Annotated in this window: 14 protein-coding genes and 4 tRNA genes; 15 read left to right on the top strand and 3 right to left on the bottom strand. The window is 48.0% G+C overall.

Going from position 1 to position 14653, the window contains the following annotated elements:
* Positions 1-139: 139 nt before the first annotated feature.
* The 8 genes from JAO78_RS02075 (at position 140) to JAO78_RS02040 (ending at position 4315) form a co-directional block, all read left to right on the top strand.
* Positions 140-1084 (top strand): ribose-phosphate pyrophosphokinase, encoded by a 945-nt coding sequence (locus tag JAO78_RS02075; RefSeq protein WP_226749689.1) that lies wholly within the window; start codon positions 140-142, stop codon positions 1082-1084.
* 272 nt (positions 1085-1356) lie between these two features.
* Positions 1357-1962 carry a 50S ribosomal protein L25/general stress protein Ctc gene (locus JAO78_RS02070; RefSeq protein ID WP_226749688.1) on the top strand — a complete coding sequence of 202 codons (606 nt, stop codon included), beginning with the start codon at positions 1357-1359 and terminating at the stop codon, positions 1960-1962.
* The gene (pth, locus tag JAO78_RS02065; RefSeq protein ID WP_226749687.1) at positions 1962-2564 is read left to right on the top strand and encodes an aminoacyl-tRNA hydrolase; all 603 of its coding nucleotides are present in this window, start codon (positions 1962-1964) and stop codon (positions 2562-2564) included. The genes JAO78_RS02070 and pth overlap by 1 nt, the downstream gene beginning before the upstream one ends.
* Positions 2565-2611: 47 nt before the next feature.
* Complete coding sequence (ychF, locus tag JAO78_RS02060) at positions 2612-3703, top strand: redox-regulated ATPase YchF (protein ID WP_226749686.1); 1092 nt, start codon at positions 2612-2614, stop codon at positions 3701-3703.
* Positions 3704-3929: 226 nt separating this feature from the next.
* Positions 3930-4006: transfer RNA gene (locus JAO78_RS02055), tRNA-Met, on the top strand.
* A 21-nt stretch (positions 4007-4027) separates the two neighbouring features.
* Positions 4028-4112 (top strand) — tRNA-Leu (locus JAO78_RS02050).
* Between the two features lie 32 nt (positions 4113-4144).
* Positions 4145-4219, top strand: a tRNA-Gln gene (locus JAO78_RS02045).
* A gap of 21 nt (positions 4220-4240) precedes the next feature.
* Positions 4241-4315 (top strand) — tRNA-Gln (locus tag JAO78_RS02040).
* Positions 4316-4854: 539 nt separating this feature from the next.
* Here the strand turns inward: JAO78_RS02040 and JAO78_RS02035 are convergent.
* A complete protein-coding gene (locus tag JAO78_RS02035) occupies positions 4855-6024 on the bottom strand; it encodes an FAD-dependent monooxygenase (RefSeq protein WP_226749685.1) in 1170 nt (389 codons plus the stop codon).
* A gap of 214 nt (positions 6025-6238) precedes the next feature.
* Between JAO78_RS02035 and aguB the strand changes: the two genes are divergently transcribed.
* From aguB to JAO78_RS02015, 4 genes are all read left to right on the top strand, one after another.
* Positions 6239-7126 carry an N-carbamoylputrescine amidase gene (gene aguB, locus JAO78_RS02030; RefSeq protein ID WP_226749684.1) on the top strand — a complete coding sequence of 296 codons (888 nt, stop codon included), beginning with the start codon at positions 6239-6241 and terminating at the stop codon, positions 7124-7126.
* Entirely contained in the window at positions 7123-8235 is a 1113-nt protein-coding gene (gene aguA / locus JAO78_RS02025; RefSeq protein ID WP_226749683.1) for an agmatine deiminase, read from the top strand. The genes aguB and aguA overlap by 4 nt, the downstream gene beginning before the upstream one ends.
* Positions 8236-8366: 131 nt before the next feature.
* Positions 8367-8645, top strand: coding sequence for a peptidylprolyl isomerase PpiC (gene ppiC, locus JAO78_RS02020; RefSeq protein ID WP_226749682.1), 279 nt, complete (start codon positions 8367-8369; stop codon positions 8643-8645).
* A 33-nt stretch (positions 8646-8678) separates the two neighbouring features.
* Positions 8679-9155 (top strand): GNAT family N-acetyltransferase, encoded by a 477-nt coding sequence (locus JAO78_RS02015; RefSeq protein WP_226749681.1) that lies wholly within the window; start codon positions 8679-8681, stop codon positions 9153-9155.
* Positions 9156-9175: 20 nt separating this feature from the next.
* Here the strand turns inward: JAO78_RS02015 and JAO78_RS02010 are convergent, their stop codons facing one another.
* Positions 9176-10444: a DEAD/DEAH box helicase gene (locus JAO78_RS02010; protein WP_226749680.1), complete on the bottom strand. Its 1269-nt coding sequence runs from the start codon at positions 10442-10444 to the stop codon at positions 9176-9178.
* 55 nt (positions 10445-10499) lie between these two features.
* On the opposite strand from JAO78_RS02010, the gene JAO78_RS02005 reads away from it, so the two are divergent.
* From JAO78_RS02005 to JAO78_RS01995, 3 genes are read left to right on the top strand one after another with little or no spacing between them, the layout of a single operon-like run.
* Positions 10500-10784 (top strand): GIY-YIG nuclease family protein, encoded by a 285-nt coding sequence (locus JAO78_RS02005; RefSeq protein ID WP_226749679.1) that lies wholly within the window; start codon positions 10500-10502, stop codon positions 10782-10784.
* Positions 10784-11686, top strand: a complete 903-nt coding sequence (locus JAO78_RS02000; protein ID WP_226749678.1) for an AEC family transporter — start codon at positions 10784-10786, stop codon at positions 11684-11686. The genes JAO78_RS02005 and JAO78_RS02000 overlap by 1 nt, the downstream gene beginning before the upstream one ends.
* A 12-nt stretch (positions 11687-11698) precedes the next feature.
* Complete coding sequence (locus JAO78_RS01995) at positions 11699-13018, top strand: mechanosensitive ion channel family protein (protein ID WP_226749677.1); 1320 nt, start codon at positions 11699-11701, stop codon at positions 13016-13018.
* Here the strand turns inward: JAO78_RS01995 and pbp4b are convergent.
* Positions 13013-14647: a penicillin binding protein PBP4B gene (gene pbp4b, locus JAO78_RS01990; protein WP_226749676.1), complete on the bottom strand. Its 1635-nt coding sequence runs from the start codon at positions 14645-14647 to the stop codon at positions 13013-13015. The two genes, JAO78_RS01995 and pbp4b, sit on opposite strands and share 6 nt — an antisense overlap.
* Positions 14648-14653 lie beyond the last annotated feature (6 nt).

The following is a 14653-nucleotide window of genomic DNA, read 5'->3' as shown; positions in this document are numbered from 1 at the left end:
AACGCAGCCTGATGACAGTGTGCATGGACGTTACACGCCAACGTAATAAAAGGTCGGTTTGACAATAATCTGGGTATACTTAACTTTTATGACGTTATAATGATTAAACCGGACTCACCACTGCCCTGAGGATCCTACCGTGCCCGACATGAAGGTTTTCGCTGGTAACGCCATACCAGATCTTGCCAACAAAATCGCCAGCCGTCTTTACATCAAACTGGGAGACGCCTCTGTTGGTCGCTTCAGTGATGGCGAAGTCAGTGTGCAAATCAACGAAAATGTACGCGGTTCAGACGTCTTTATTATCCAATCTACTTGTGCCCCCACTAACGATAACTTGATGGAACTGATCGTGATGGTTGATGCATTACGTCGTGCCTCTGCCGGACGGATCACCGCCGTGATGCCTTACTTCGGTTATGCGCGTCAAGATCGCCGTGTACGTTCAGCTCGTGTTCCTATCACCGCGAAAGTGGTTGCCGATTTTCTGTCTAGCGTCGGTGTTGACCGTGTGCTGACGGTTGACTTACACGCTGAACAAATTCAAGGTTTCTTTGATGTGCCGGTGGATAACGTTTTTGCCAGTCCGGTTTTACTGGATGACATGCGCAAGAAAAATCTGCAATCACCCATTGTGGTATCGCCAGATATCGGTGGTGTAGTCAGAGCGCGTGCCGTGGCTAAACTGTTAAATGACACTGATTTAGCGATTATCGACAAGCGCCGTCCGCGCGCGAACGTGTCGCAAGTGATGCATATTATTGGTGATGTACGAGATCGTGACTGTATTATCGTTGACGATATGATTGATACGGGCGGTACACTGTGTAAAGCAGCCGAAGCCTTAAAAGAGCAAGGTGCTAAACGTGTCTTTGCTTACGCGACGCATGCGGTATTTTCAGGTAATGCGCCTGAGATCATTACCAACTCGGTTATTGATGAACTCATTATTACCGATACCGTGCCGTTATCGGCTGCGATGAAAGCCATTCCCAAAGTACGTCAGCTAACCTTAAGTGATTTATTAGCCGAATGTATTCGTCGTATTAGCAACGAAGAGTCGATTTCATCGATGTTCGATTAAACAGACGATTTCGATCATAAAGGCGCTTTAGGGCGCCTTTTGGTTTTTTTAAGCCTAATACGCCATGCTAAAAAGCCACTGAGCGTTTTATCCTTAGACGCTGAAAAATGATAAACAGCATATCAGATAGCGACACAGCCACAATGCTGCCAATTTGCATTTGCAGCTAACGGGGGCTGGTGGTAATATGTCGCGCCTTTTGTCATGCTACAAAAGGCAACAGGTTTCGGCTGGTCGCAAGCCGGGACAAATACTAATTATTGGAGTACATCATGTCTGATGCAATTTTTACATTAACCGCAGAAGTCCGTTCTGACCTGGGGAAAGGTGCGAGCCGCCGCCTACGTCACGAAGACAAAGTTCCAGCTATCATTTACGGTGGCAGCGTAGCCGCTCAATCAATCACTTTAGAGCACTCTAAACTGTTGAAAGCGCAAAGCGTTGAAGCCTTCTACTCTCACATCCTGACTATCAACGTCGCGGGTGAAGAAGTAAAAGCCATCGTCAAAGCCATGCAACGTCACCCGTTCAAGCCAAAAATCTTACACGTTGACTTCCAACGCGTAGAAGCTGGCCACGAGTTACACACTATTGTTCCTATCCACTTCATCAATGAAGAAGCCGGTGCGAAGAAAGGTGGTGTAGTTGTTCATGGTATGAACGAAGTTGAAATTGCCTGTTTACCACAGGATCTGCCAGAGTTCATCGAAGTAGATTTAAGCGATGTTGCAGTAGGCGTAACCTTACACTTAACTGATATCAAAGCACCTAAAGGTGTTACTTTTGTTCAGTTAACTAAAGGCGAAGGTCATGACCTGCCTGTAGTATCTGTAAACAAACCAGCTGGTAAAGCTGAAGAAGAAACACCTGCTGAGTAATGTCTGACGCTGTTCAGCCAAAGCTTCAGCTAATCGTGGGCCTGGGTAATCCAGGCCCCGAATATCAATATACCCGTCATAATGCGGGCGTGTGGTTTGTTGAGCAACTGGCTCGGACCTATCATGCGACCTTAAAACCCGAAGCTAAATTTTTCGGGCACACTGGCAAATTCATGCTTGCCGGCCAAGAATTCAAATTACTTATTCCATCGACCTATATGAACTTAAGCGGCAAAGCCGTTTTGGCCATGGCACAGTTTTATAAACTGTTACCAGAGCACATTCTGGTAGTACATGATGAGCTGGCGTTACCGCCCGGCACAGCCAAATTTAAGTTTGCCGGTGGACATGCGGGCCACAATGGACTGCGCGATATCACAAGTAAGTTGGGTAATAACCCCAATTTTTATCGCTTGCGGCTTGGCATCGGCCATCCGGGGCACAAAGATCAGGTAACTGGTTTTGTTCTGGGTAAAGCGCCAAGCAGTGAACAATCACTGATTAATAGCTGCATCGATGAATCGGTTGCCTGTTTCGACCTGTTAGCTCGCGATGGCTTGGTAAAAGCTCAGCACCGTTTACACAGCTTTCAGGCAAGCTAAAATTTCGGAACACTCCCGTCGCTAATAGCACATTAAAGGATACACTCATGGGTTTCAAATGTGGCATCGTCGGTTTACCTAATGTTGGTAAATCCACCTTATTTAATGCTTTAACCAAAGCAGGCATCGAAGCCGCCAACTTTCCGTTCTGTACTATCGAACCGAATACCGGCGTGGTGCCAGTACCCGATTTACGCTTAGATAAACTGGCTGAAATCGTTAAACCGCAACGCGTATTACCCACGACCATGGAGTTTGTGGATATCGCAGGTTTAGTCAAGGGCGCTTCCCGTGGTGAAGGTTTAGGTAATAAATTTTTAGCAAACATCCGCGAAACTGACGCTATTGGTCATGTTGTGCGGTGTTTCGACGATGAAAACATTATTCACGTTGCCGGTAAAATTGATCCGGCCGATGACATTGAAACCATTAACATGGAATTAGTGCTATCTGATATGGACAGCGCTGATCGCGCCATTTTTCGTGTTCAAAAGAAAGCAAAAGGCGGCGATAAAGACGCTAAAGCAGAAATCCAGGTTTTAGAAAAAGTGAAGGCGCATTTAGAACAGGGTCATACCCTGCGCCAGCTTGAGTTAGAAAAAGAAGAAAAGGCGCTGATTGCCTACATGAACTTTTTAACGATCAAGCCCACCATGTATATTGCTAACGTGATGGAAGATGGTTTCGAGAATAACCCTTACTTAGATATCGTTACTGCGATCGCTGAGAAAGAAGGTGCCATCGTGGTACCGGTATGCGCCGCTATCGAATCGGAAATTGCGGAGTTAGACGAAGAAGAGCGCAATGAGTTTATGGCCGACATGGGTTTAGAAGAGCCTGGCTTAAACCGGGTGATCCGTGGTGGTTACTCTTTGCTAAGCTTACATACTTATTTTACTGCCGGTGTTAAAGAAGTACGTGCTTGGACTGTCGCAATTGGTGCCACTGCGCCACAAGCTGCTGGCGTGATCCACACTGACTTTGAAAAAGGCTTTATCCGCGCTGAAGTGGTCGCTTATGACGACTTCGTACAATACCACGGTGAAGCGGGCGCGAAAGAAGCCGGTAAATGGCGTCTTGAAGGTAAAGATTACATTGTAAAAGATGGCGATGTTATGCATTTCCGTTTTAACGTTTAAGCCTCGCGGTTAAACGCTCGATACCAAGCCGGACCACGTGTCCGGCTTTTTGCTGTTGATCATTCTCGGGGACTATCCCATACTTAATTTTACTGTTTAGTTTTTACTCGCTCTGAACATAAATTCGGCAAATACACTGCAACTGGTATAATATCGAAAAAAAACGGTTGACGCTCATAAGTGAGATCAGCATAATACGCGCCACTTGCTTAGGACAAGTTATAGTGGCTACATAGCTCAGCTGGTTAGAGCACAGCACTCATAATGCTGGGGTCGCAGGTTCGATTCCCGCTGTAGCCACCACTTCCTACTCTACTGTTGTATGCGGGAATGGCGGAATTGGTAGACGCACTGGATTTAGGTTCCAGCGCCGCGAGGCGTGAGAGTTCGAGTCTCTCTTTCCGCACCATAATAGGGTGCAAGTAAGTAAAAAGTTGTTGTAGGGGCGTAGCCAAGCGGTAAGGCAGTGGGTTTTGATCCCGCCATGCGTTGGTTCGAATCCAGCCGCCCCTGCCATTAACTCTTTACCATCCCAGTAGGGGCGTAGCCAAGCGGTAAGGCAGCGGGTTTTGATCCCGCCATGCGTTGGTTCGAATCCAGCCGCCCCTGCCATCATTCAGAAAACCCGACCTCGTGTCGGGTTTCCGCTTTTCTAATCATTAATCAAATACAACGCTTTAGCTACAGCACGTCTCATCCAGCGGCCTACGCTGCGTCTTACTTCCTTTGATCTTCAGCAAACTTGATCGCCAAGCGATACGACTAAAACCCTGAGTTGCGGTAGCATTTTCGAAACAGCAGCACGAATGCTGCTTGCAACCTGGCTACATAGATTTAGTAAAATGATCGCCTGTAAGCAGCAGAAACAGGACGAGGTGGTAAACGCATAGTACACTTTGAAAGAGGGCGTGTTTTTCATGGATGAAAAACAGGAGCCCCCATGGATGGGTTTACGGCGTCCCTCGTTAAAGTTGTACGACGCGTTTAGCCACTGGATGCATTAATATCGAACCTGCTCACACTCAATTCTAAAAACAGTTTAAAAATAAGCAACATGCCGTAAATTGGTCGGCATATTAAGCCGCAGAATGTACCAATCTAAAACCTACAGAAAATAGTCATAGCAGAAGCAGATAAGACTTAAGGATTACTCAAAACACCCCATTACCCACAGCGTACTTTGTTAGTAGGCGTTTAGCGGGCCCCGCGTTAGCGGCCAACCTAAGCCCCTGCTGGCGAATAAAGCTCAGCGTATCCGAATCACGGCTAAAAGTTTGATAAATCGCATCCATCGCACTCATCATCAAAGTATTTTGCAGCTTACGCTGCCGCTGATACTGCTTTAAACTGGCATTATCGGCCAGATCGCGACCGGCTTGTTGATTCTCAATTAACGTATCAGCCAATAACATCGCATCGGCAAAACCGAGGTTTACCCCCTGCCCCGCCAACGGATTAATAGTATGGGCCGCATCACCGGCTAACACGCAGCGCCCTTTAACGTAATGCTGCGCATGCATTCGTGCCAACGGAAACCACGCGGAAGCTTTCAGCTTTACCGCGCCCAACTCTGCCGGAAAGGCGGTTATAAACGCGTGCTCTAGCGCCGCTGGCGCAAGCTGTGCTAGCTGTTTTACCTTGGCCGCTTCGTCATACCAAACCAAAGACGCGCGTGCACCGGGTAAAGGTAAAAATGCCCGTGGGCCACTGGGGTAAAACTGCTGCCACGTTATATCCTGTTGCGGATAAGGCGTATCAACATAGGCCACTAAACAAGCTTGTTGATATTGCCAACCCTGAGTACCAATGCCGGCAAATTGCCGCACCACAGAATTTGCGCCGTCGGCGCCAATGAGTAATGCACCCGATAGCTGCTGCCCATCTGCCAATGTGACCTGCACCGCTGTATCGTTTTCTTGTACCGCGCTGATCTGCGTATCGGTGATCACCGTCACGTGGCGGTTAAATTGTTGCCATAACGCCAGCTGTACCAGATTATTCTCAACAATATGCCCTAAATGGTCCTCAGCAATGTCTGCAGCATCAAAACGCACCGAGGCTTTCGCTTCGCCTGCTTGTAAATACTGATAAGGACACAGCCGCATAGCGGCTAACGCTTGCCAAGCCCCTAATTGCTGCAACCAACGCTCTGAGCGTAAATTTAATGACGACACGCGCAAATCGATCTCGCTTTGTGCGGCGAATGGCGCTGGGGCATGCTTTTCAATTAAACTGACCGTCAGCCCGGCCTGACTTAAAGCCAACGCCAGCGCGGCACCGACCATGCCACCACCACTAATAATGATATCTGTATTCTGCATCTGTGTTGCCTTGTACCGCTGCCTAAAAACGACAGGTAATTTAGTGCGAATTTTGCTAAGGTTAACAACAAATTTCCGGTAGGTAACCTGCGCTTAGAAAATAACCGGAAAAAACATTGACGAGTGCCGAAAAATGCGGCATTTTGCGCGCCCCTTTGTACGGTGGCTCGAACTTGTTGGCTTAGTTTGGTAACGATTGAATTGGAGATGGCCCATGCGAAATGTAACTGTTGCTGCAACCCAAATGCAGGGTGGCTGGAATGTGGAAGAAAATATTGCTCGAGCAGATAAGCTGGTGCGTGAAGCGGCAGCCCAAGGCGCGCAAATAATTCTGATCCAAGAGCTGTTTGAACGTAACTATTTTTGCCAGAAGCAAAAGCCTGACTACTTAGCATTTGCAGTCCCCGTCGCTGAAAATGCCGCGGTAAAACACTTTGCCAAGGTGGCTAAAGAGCTGGCGGTCGTGTTACCGATCAGCATTTATGAACGTGCCGGTAACTGCTTATACAACACCGTGGTGATGTTAGACGCGGATGGCAGCAATATGGGCATTTATCGTAAAAGTCATATTCCCGATGGTCCAGGCTACAGCGAAAAGTACTATTTCACGCCAGGCGATACCGGTTTTAAAGTGTGGGATACTCAATATGCTAAAGTCGGCGTGGGTATTTGTTGGGATCAATGGTTCCCAGAATGCGCGCGTAGCATGGCATTAATGGGCGCAGAACTGATTTTCTACCCCACCGCTATCGGTAGCGAACCGCATGATGCCACTATCAGCTCACGTGATCACTGGCAGCGTACGCAACAAGGCCATGCCGCTGCTAACTTAACACCGGTTATCGTATCTAACCGTATCGGTACTGAAACCGAAGGCGATTTTTCTATTACATTCTATGGCAGCTCCTTTATTGCTGACCATACCGGTGCCAAGGTAAAAGAAGCTAATGAAACCGAAGAAACGGTACTAGTACATACCTTTGATTTAGACGAAGTGGCAGCAACGCGTCGCGCTTGGGGTGTATTCCGTGATCGCCGCATTGATATCTACGATGCGTTACTGACCAAAGATGGCAAAATCAATCCGGAGAACAGCAAGTGAGCCGGACTTTAACCAGCACACCACAGCAAGATGGCTTTAGTATGCCGCCTGAATGGGCACCGCATAAACAAACCTGGATGGTCTGGCCCGAGCGTACCGACAGCTGGCGTTTAGGCGCTAAACCGGCGCAGGCTGCTTTTGTTACTGTAATCAAAGCCATTGCCGGGTTTGAACCGGTCAGCGTTGGCGTGTCTGCTGCCCAGTATGCCAATGCCTATGCGCAATTAAGCCAAGCAGAAACTAAATACCCGATCCGTGTGTTGGAAATTTCTAATAATGACGCTTGGTGTCGTGATACCGGCCCCACCTTTGTCACCAATGGCAAAGGTGAAGTGCGTGGCGTCGATTGGACCTTCAACGCCTGGGGTGGCTTAAATGGCGGTTTGTACTTCCCTTGGGATCGCGATGATCAAGTCGCCAGTAAGATCTTAGGTATCGAGCAACTGCCCCGCTATCGCACCGAAGGCTTTGTGTTAGAAGGCGGTGCGATCCATGTTGATGGTGAAGGCACGCTGCTGACTACCGCAGAGTGCTTACTGAATGCTAACCGTAACGCACATTTAAGCCGTGAGCAGATTGAACAGCAATTAGCAGAACATCTGAATATTAGTAAGGTGTTATGGCTTGAAGACGGCATCTTTAATGATGAAACCGATGGCCATGTTGATAATATGGCCTGTTTTGTTAAGCCGGGTGAAGTGCTGTTAGCTTGGACAGATGATCAGTCTGATCCACAGTATGCTCGTAGCAAAGCCGCACTAGACTATCTAGAAGCCAGTACCGATGCCAAAGGCCGCAAAATCAAGGTGCATAAACTGCCCGTGCCAGCGCCTATCATGGCCAAAGCCGAGGAATATGCGTCAGTCGATCAGTCGATGGCCGCCATTCCACGTGAAGCCAACGCCCGTTTAGCAGGCTCTTACATCAATTTTTATTTATGTAATGGCGGTTTGATCCTGCCAACCTTTGATGATCCCAATGATCAGGTTGCCGCAGCAATATTGCAGACACTTTTCCCTCTGCACAAAGTGGTGACGGTACCCGGCAGAGAAATTCTGCTCGGTGGCGGTAATATCCACTGTATTACTCAGCAGCAACCGGCCGGTTAATGTTCGCGTTGGCGAAAAGGTGTTGCCGTTGAGCCAAGCAAAGGGGTGGTAATCATCACCCCTTCGTTTTTACAGCAAAGCGCTGTACTCATTACTAAACGCTTTAGCTTATTTTGCAAGGAACCTCTGCCATGGCCAAAGCCTGTGCCTTACATATTTTAGTGAAAACCCGCGAGCAAGCTGAAAAGCTTAAAATGCAACTGCAAAAAGGGGCTGATTTTGGCAAATTAGCCAAACAACACTCGCTTTGTCCATCAGGTAAAAAAGGGGGAGATTTAGGTGAGTTTCGTAAAGGGCAAATGGTCAAACCCTTTGACGATGCCGTTTTTAAAGGGCCGGTACTCGCCGTGTTAGGGCCAGTAAAAACCCAATTTGGTTTTCATTTAATTAAAACCCTGTATCGCGATTAAACGCAAAGGTTCAGGCTTTGCTAAGGAGTAACCATGCAATTAATACCGGCCACTAGCACACATCTGCCAGAGTTAATGAGCTGGTTTAATAGCGAAGCCGAATTAATCAGCTGGGCGGGCCCGGGTTTTCGTTTTCCTTTTAATGCTGAGAGCTTTGCACAAGATCTTAAATTACAAAGCCTGTCGTCTTGCCTGTTACAAGCTGACGATGGCCAAATATTGGGGTTTGGCCAATATTCCTTGCAACACGGTCATGCGCATCTGAGTCGGTTGGTGATTCATCCACGGTTTCGTGGCTATGGTTTTATTCAGATTTTACTTGGGAAATTACAACGGCAAGCCGGCTTAACACTCAGCACAGCAAGCGCGTCGCTGTTTGTATTTCGCAGCAACGCTGCTGCGATCCGAGCTTACCAACAGGCCTGTTTTGTAGAGCAGTTACATCCGCAAGGCGAGTTACATCAGCTTTGTAGTTATATGGTTCGCCCTGCTAACGCCGTAGCGTCTTAAACCCAGTTTTGTGGCTCAGTTTAAGCTTTACCCAACGCTTTGGCTCTTAATTTCGCTTTAACCTTACCTGCCGATGGCCGTTTAGCGCCATCTTGACGCCCTTGGCGCTGACCAGGCTTACCCGGTAAATGATCAGCCGGCGGCACAAAACTGGGGTCATGTTCATAGCCTGGCAACACTTTCGCTGGCAGTACTTGTTGTGTCAGTTTTTCAATTTCTTGCAAAGCCCCACGCTCTTCTGGGCCAATCAAAGTAATGGCTTCGCCACTTAAACCGGCTCGGCCAGTACGACCAATGCGATGCACATAATCTTCCGCAATTTGTGGTAAATCATAATTCACCACATAAGGTAGCTCGCTAATATCTAAACCGCGCGCAGCAATATCGGTCGCCACCAAAACACGCACCTTACCTTGCTTAAAATCATCTAAGGCTCGCTGTCTGGCTCCTTGCGCTTTATCACCGTGGATAGCCGCAGTGTTTAAACCGTCTTTTTGTAACTGCTTTGCCAGTCGGTCTGCACCATGTTTCGTGCGCACAAAAATCAAAACTTGCTGCCAATTACGCGCACCAATCAGGTGTGAAATCATTTCGCGCTTGCGATGCCGATCAACTAAATACACTTGTTGCGCCACCCGATCAGCGGTGGCATTGGCCGTAGCTACTTCAATTTGGATGGGATTGTTTAACAGCTCATCTGCCAGCTGTTTAATGTCTTTAGAATAGGTTGCAGAAAATAGCAGGGTTTGTCGTTTAGCCGGTAGCTTGGCCATAATGCGTTTGATGTCGACCACAAAGCCCATATCCAACATGCGATCAGCTTCGTCCAATACCAGCACTTCTAGCTCGCTCAGATCAACTGTTTCTTGATGTAAATGATCAATCAAACGCCCTGGCGTTGCGACCAGAATATCCAGGCCAAGTTCAGCTTCATCATATTGCGGCCGAATCGACACCCCGCCATAGAACACGGCACTGCGAAAGCTTAAATACCGACTGTAGGTTTGCACACTTTCGAACACTTGCTGCGCCAATTCACGGGTGGGGGTTAATACCAACACGCGCACTTGCGCGGGGCGTAAGACCTTAGGTGCATTGAGAAGCTGTTGCAGCAGTGGTAAGGTAAATGCCGCTGTTTTCCCGGTGCCGGTTTGGGCGCCCGCGAGCACATCTTTACCTTGTAAAATCGGTGGAATACTTTCTTGCTGTACCGGTGTTGGGCTAGCATAGCCCTGTTCAGCTAAAGCGCGTAAAATAGGCTCAGCCAGAGCCAGAGATTGAAACACCATGTGTAATTCCAGAAATCAAAACAGCTAACATCTAAATGATGTGTGAGTATAGCAGATGAGCGCTTTACAAGATATTGCCACACCTAGCCCTGCTTGGGTGCTGTATATGGTACGCACTGCGGCTGGACAGCTGTATACGGGTATCACCGTTGATCCGCAGCGACGCATGCGCCAACACGCTGGTGAAATTAAAGGGGGCGCCAAAGCGCTGCGCGGTAAAGGCCCCCTAACACTGGTTTATCAACGTCGCTATTCGGATCGCGCCAGTGCCAGTCAGGCAGAATACCAGTTAAAACAACTGAGCAAAGCTGAAAAAGAGCAGTTAATTAGCGAGCAATAATGGATAATTTTTATTTAGTTTTAGCCTATCTAGTCATCGGCTTTTTATTACGGCGCCAGCCCGCCATGCCGCAAAATAGCGGCATCGTTCTGAATATTTACGTGCTTTACGTGGCGTTGCCTGCGTTGATCCTGAAAAATATTAAGTTATTAGAATTCTCGTTTTCACTGCTCATCCCAGCCATCACGCCCTGGTTGCTTTTGCTTGTTGTGGTGGCATTGGTGTTACTGCTCAGTAAATTTTTTAACTGGTCGCGTGAAGTGACAGGCGCATTGTTAATCATTCTTCCGCTGGGTAATACTTCGTTCTTAGGCTTTCCGATGACCGAAGCCTTATTCGGCAACGTCGCCATGCCCTATGCGGTGGTCTATGATCAAATTGGCTCTTTTATTGCGCTAGCAACCTATGTCACCATCGTTGCGGCGATCTACAGCCCAACAATGAACAAGCCTAGCGCGAAAGCCATTATCTGGAAAATCATCAGTTTTCCCTCGTTTATAGCTCTGATGGTAGGGTTACTGATTCGTGATATAACGCTGCCACCACTGGCTATTACTTTAGTCGATAATTTGGCCGCGACGCTGGTGCCGGTAGTGATGATAGCGGTAGGTTTTCAGCTAAGCTTTCGTTTTAACAAAGATGAGATCGTGCCGTTACTCAGTGCCTTAGTGATAAAGTTAGCGGTGATGCCACTGAGCGCATGGTTAATTTGGCGGGCGCTGGGGCAAGAGGGGTTGGCGGTGACCATCAGTATTTTTCAAGCGGCAATGCCGCCGATGATCTCGGCCGGTGCTATTGCCATTATGGCCGGTTTAGCACCTAGGTTAGTAAGTGGCGTTATCGGTTTTGGTATTCTCTCTGGTCTGGTAAGCTTACCTATAGTCTTTTGGCTATTACAATAATTCGAGGAAGACATGGACTGGGAAACGTTATACACAGAGGTGCTGACCATCATTCAGCAAAAAGAAAATTGGTATCAACTCGTTGCACTTAGCCTAGCGTTACTTATTGCCTCTTTCAGTAATCAACGCCTACAACGGGCGCTAGAAAAACATCAATTACAAGGTGCTAAGTTGCGGCATCTGGCCATTCGCAGTTTACAGCGTTTACTGTGGCCGTTAATCGCCTTACTGGTGTTAATTCCCATTAAAGCCGCCTTTGTACAACAAGAACTGCCGATGACATTGTTAGGGTTCGCTACGCCTATCCTACTGGCATTGGCCATGATCCGCTTTTGTATTTATCTGCTACGTAAAGCGTTCTCGGTAAGCCCTTTACTTAAGTCATCCGAAAACGTGTTATCGGTGCTGATCTGGTTAGCCGTTGTATTACATTTAGTCGGCTGGTTACCTGCCGTCATTGCGATGCTGGATAGTTTTGCAATCACTGTCGGTGAAAGCCGTATCTCTGTGCTATCGGTAATGAAACTGCTGTTTATGATTGCCTTAGCCTTTACCTTAGCGCTTTGGCTCTCCACACTAATTACCAATAAATTGGAACGTACACATTCTATTAGCCCGAGTATGCGGGTTGGATTTGCTAAGTTCACCAAGTTTTTCTTAATTACGGTGGCGTTTTTAGTCGCGTTAAATGCCGTAGGCATTAACCTTAGCTCACTGGCAGTATTTGGTGGTGCTCTGGGTGTTGGTTTAGGTTTTGGTTTACAGCGGATTGCCTCTAACTTTATCAGCGGCTTTATTCTGGTACTCGACCGCTCGATTAAACCCGGCGATATTATCTCGGTAGGCGACAAATTTGGTTGGGTAGAACAACTTAATGCTCGCTATTTGGTAGTGCGTAACCGTGAAGGTGTCGATACCTTAATCCCGAACGAAAACATGATCACCAACGAGGTGATAAACTGGAGCTATGCTGATCCATTCGTGCGCGTAGTCATTAAAGTGCAAATTAGTTACGACGACGATCCAGAGCAAGCCATGGCCCTTATGCTCGAATGCGCCCAAGCCTCCGCTCGGGTATTAACGGAACCCGCCCCAACTGTCCGTTTAATGGAGTTTGCCGACAGCGGCATTGAACTGCAATTACGCGTGTGGATTGCTGATATGGAAAATGGCACGGCTGCGGTGAAATCGGATATTAACGTGGCCATTTGGCGCATCTTTAAAGCCAATAATATTACTATTCCGTATCCACAGCGTGATTTACACATTAAAAGCTGGCCGAGTAAACCGCGCTCAGACCATCTGCCCAGTGATATCAGCGATGAGCTATAACTGCAAGGCCTGATAAATCATCGTCATAATACTGCCGTAGCGGCCGGTTTCAAACCGGTCGCCACTAAAGTAATAACCCTCACCGTCGGCCACTATCGGGCTGTGTTTTTTATTGGTCAGTAGCACCACCATGAGATTATGCGCTGGATCGATCACCGTTGCGGTTCCGGTCCAGCCGGTATGGCCGTAAGCATATTGACTGGCATAAGCACCGAAGTGCCATGCTAAATCACCTTGTACTGCGGTACGCCAACCCAGCGCATATTGATGATCATAAGGAGAGGCTGCTACAAACTGTTGTATCGTCGCTTGATCAAAGAAGCGTTGCCAACCATAGCCACCACCTTGTAATGCCACAGACATCAACACCGATAAATCGGCCGCGGTGCTAAACAAACCGGCATGCCCAGCGACACCTTGGAAAGAATAAAAAGCTTTTTCGTCATGCACTTCGCCCCGCAGCACCCCTTGGCGATTGGCAGGAAAACTGACACGACCACCGCGGCTATTGCCTTGTAATTCGGTTGCGGCAATCTGTGATACTGCCACACCGTGCTGCAACGGATTAAACAACGTATCAGCCAAACCTAATGGCTGATACAATTGCTGCCGGACAAACACATCTAAAGGCTGTGCGCTTATTTTCTCAATCAGCATACCAAGCAACATATAATCGACATCGCTGTACACCGACTGCACGCCGCGCTCAGTCGCAAAGGGAACTTGCGTTAAAATTAAGTGCTCGGTATGCGCTTTGTTTAGCGAATAAAACGCAGGGCCGTGTCGGTTGTCAGGGCGAAAAAAATGCACCTCAGGCGGATAACCGGCAATATGATACAGCAAATCGCTGACCAGACGCTGCTCACGGCCACCGCCCTTATAATCTGGTAAATAATGCTGAATGGGTTTTGTCACATCTAACTTGCCTTGGCTAACCAGCTGCATCAAGGCATAGTTAGTGGCATACATTTTAGTATTCGAGGCGATATCAAACAGCGTGAAGCGCTGCATGGGCTCGGGCTTTGAGACACCACGGCCATCATCGGTATAACGCTGGCTATAACCATAGGCACTGTGTTTAATCACCACGCCATCTTTAACCACCAACAAGACGGCTCCCGGAAACCCCTCGGCAACCTCCGTCTCGATTAACTGATCTATCGGCTGAAACGCCAAGGCATATTGCTGTAAATCGGTGCGTAACGTAGGAAATGGCAGGCTCAGTTTGACTTCAGCTGAAGCAGGAACGCTGCTGAGATAACGCAGACGGTTTTCACCATTGCGAGTATAACGTGATACATCAATCTTTACCGGTCGACCATCAGCCGGGCGTTGCACCCGAATAAGTTGTTGATTAACTTGCAACAGCAACTCAGTGGCTTGCTGCAAATCAATCAGTATTTCACCCTGCCCAGCATAAGCTAAAAAACTGCGGGTGTTATTAAGCTTACTGCGCTCACTGCGCTGCTCTGGCCAGGTAAGTTGTAACTGGCCATGCCCTTCAGCTAAGGCCAGTTGCTCCGCCGGGGTTAACGGCAAAGGTGCGGCGAAACGTGACCAACCAAACAGACTGCATCCTGCCAGCAGGCACAAACTTAAACTTAATAGCAAGGTGCGCAGTGACAGCATCGGTTC

It is taken from the genome of Alishewanella maricola (genome assembly GCF_016343785.1).
GTDB classification, from domain to species: domain Bacteria; phylum Pseudomonadota; class Gammaproteobacteria; order Enterobacterales; family Alteromonadaceae; genus Alishewanella; species Alishewanella maricola.
This window is presented reverse-complemented; position numbering and strand designations above follow the sequence as displayed.

Excerpts from the sequence above, each read along its gene's own strand:
- JAO78_RS02070 (WP_226749688.1), top strand. The coding sequence starts at position 1,357 with ATGTCTGATGCAATTTTTACATTAACCGCAGAAGTCCGTTCTGACCTG.
- pth (WP_226749687.1), top strand. The coding sequence starts at position 1,962 with ATGTCTGACGCTGTTCAGCCAAAGCTTCAGCTAATCGTGGGCCTGGGT.
- ychF (WP_226749686.1), top strand. The coding sequence starts at position 2,612 with ATGGGTTTCAAATGTGGCATCGTCGGTTTACCTAATGTTGGTAAATCC.
- JAO78_RS02035 (WP_226749685.1), bottom strand. The coding sequence starts at position 6,024 with ATGCAGAATACAGATATCATTATTAGTGGTGGTGGCATGGTCGGTGCC.
- aguB (WP_226749684.1), top strand. The coding sequence starts at position 6,239 with ATGCGAAATGTAACTGTTGCTGCAACCCAAATGCAGGGTGGCTGGAAT.
- ppiC (WP_226749682.1), top strand. The coding sequence starts at position 8,367 with ATGGCCAAAGCCTGTGCCTTACATATTTTAGTGAAAACCCGCGAGCAA.
- JAO78_RS02015 (WP_226749681.1), top strand. The coding sequence starts at position 8,679 with ATGCAATTAATACCGGCCACTAGCACACATCTGCCAGAGTTAATGAGC.
- JAO78_RS02010 (WP_226749680.1), bottom strand. The coding sequence starts at position 10,444 with ATGGTGTTTCAATCTCTGGCTCTGGCTGAGCCTATTTTACGCGCTTTA.
- JAO78_RS02005 (WP_226749679.1), top strand. The coding sequence starts at position 10,500 with ATGAGCGCTTTACAAGATATTGCCACACCTAGCCCTGCTTGGGTGCTG.
- JAO78_RS02000 (WP_226749678.1), top strand. The coding sequence starts at position 10,784 with ATGGATAATTTTTATTTAGTTTTAGCCTATCTAGTCATCGGCTTTTTA.
- JAO78_RS01995 (WP_226749677.1), top strand. The coding sequence starts at position 11,699 with ATGGACTGGGAAACGTTATACACAGAGGTGCTGACCATCATTCAGCAA.
- pbp4b (WP_226749676.1), bottom strand. The coding sequence starts at position 14,647 with ATGCTGTCACTGCGCACCTTGCTATTAAGTTTAAGTTTGTGCCTGCTG.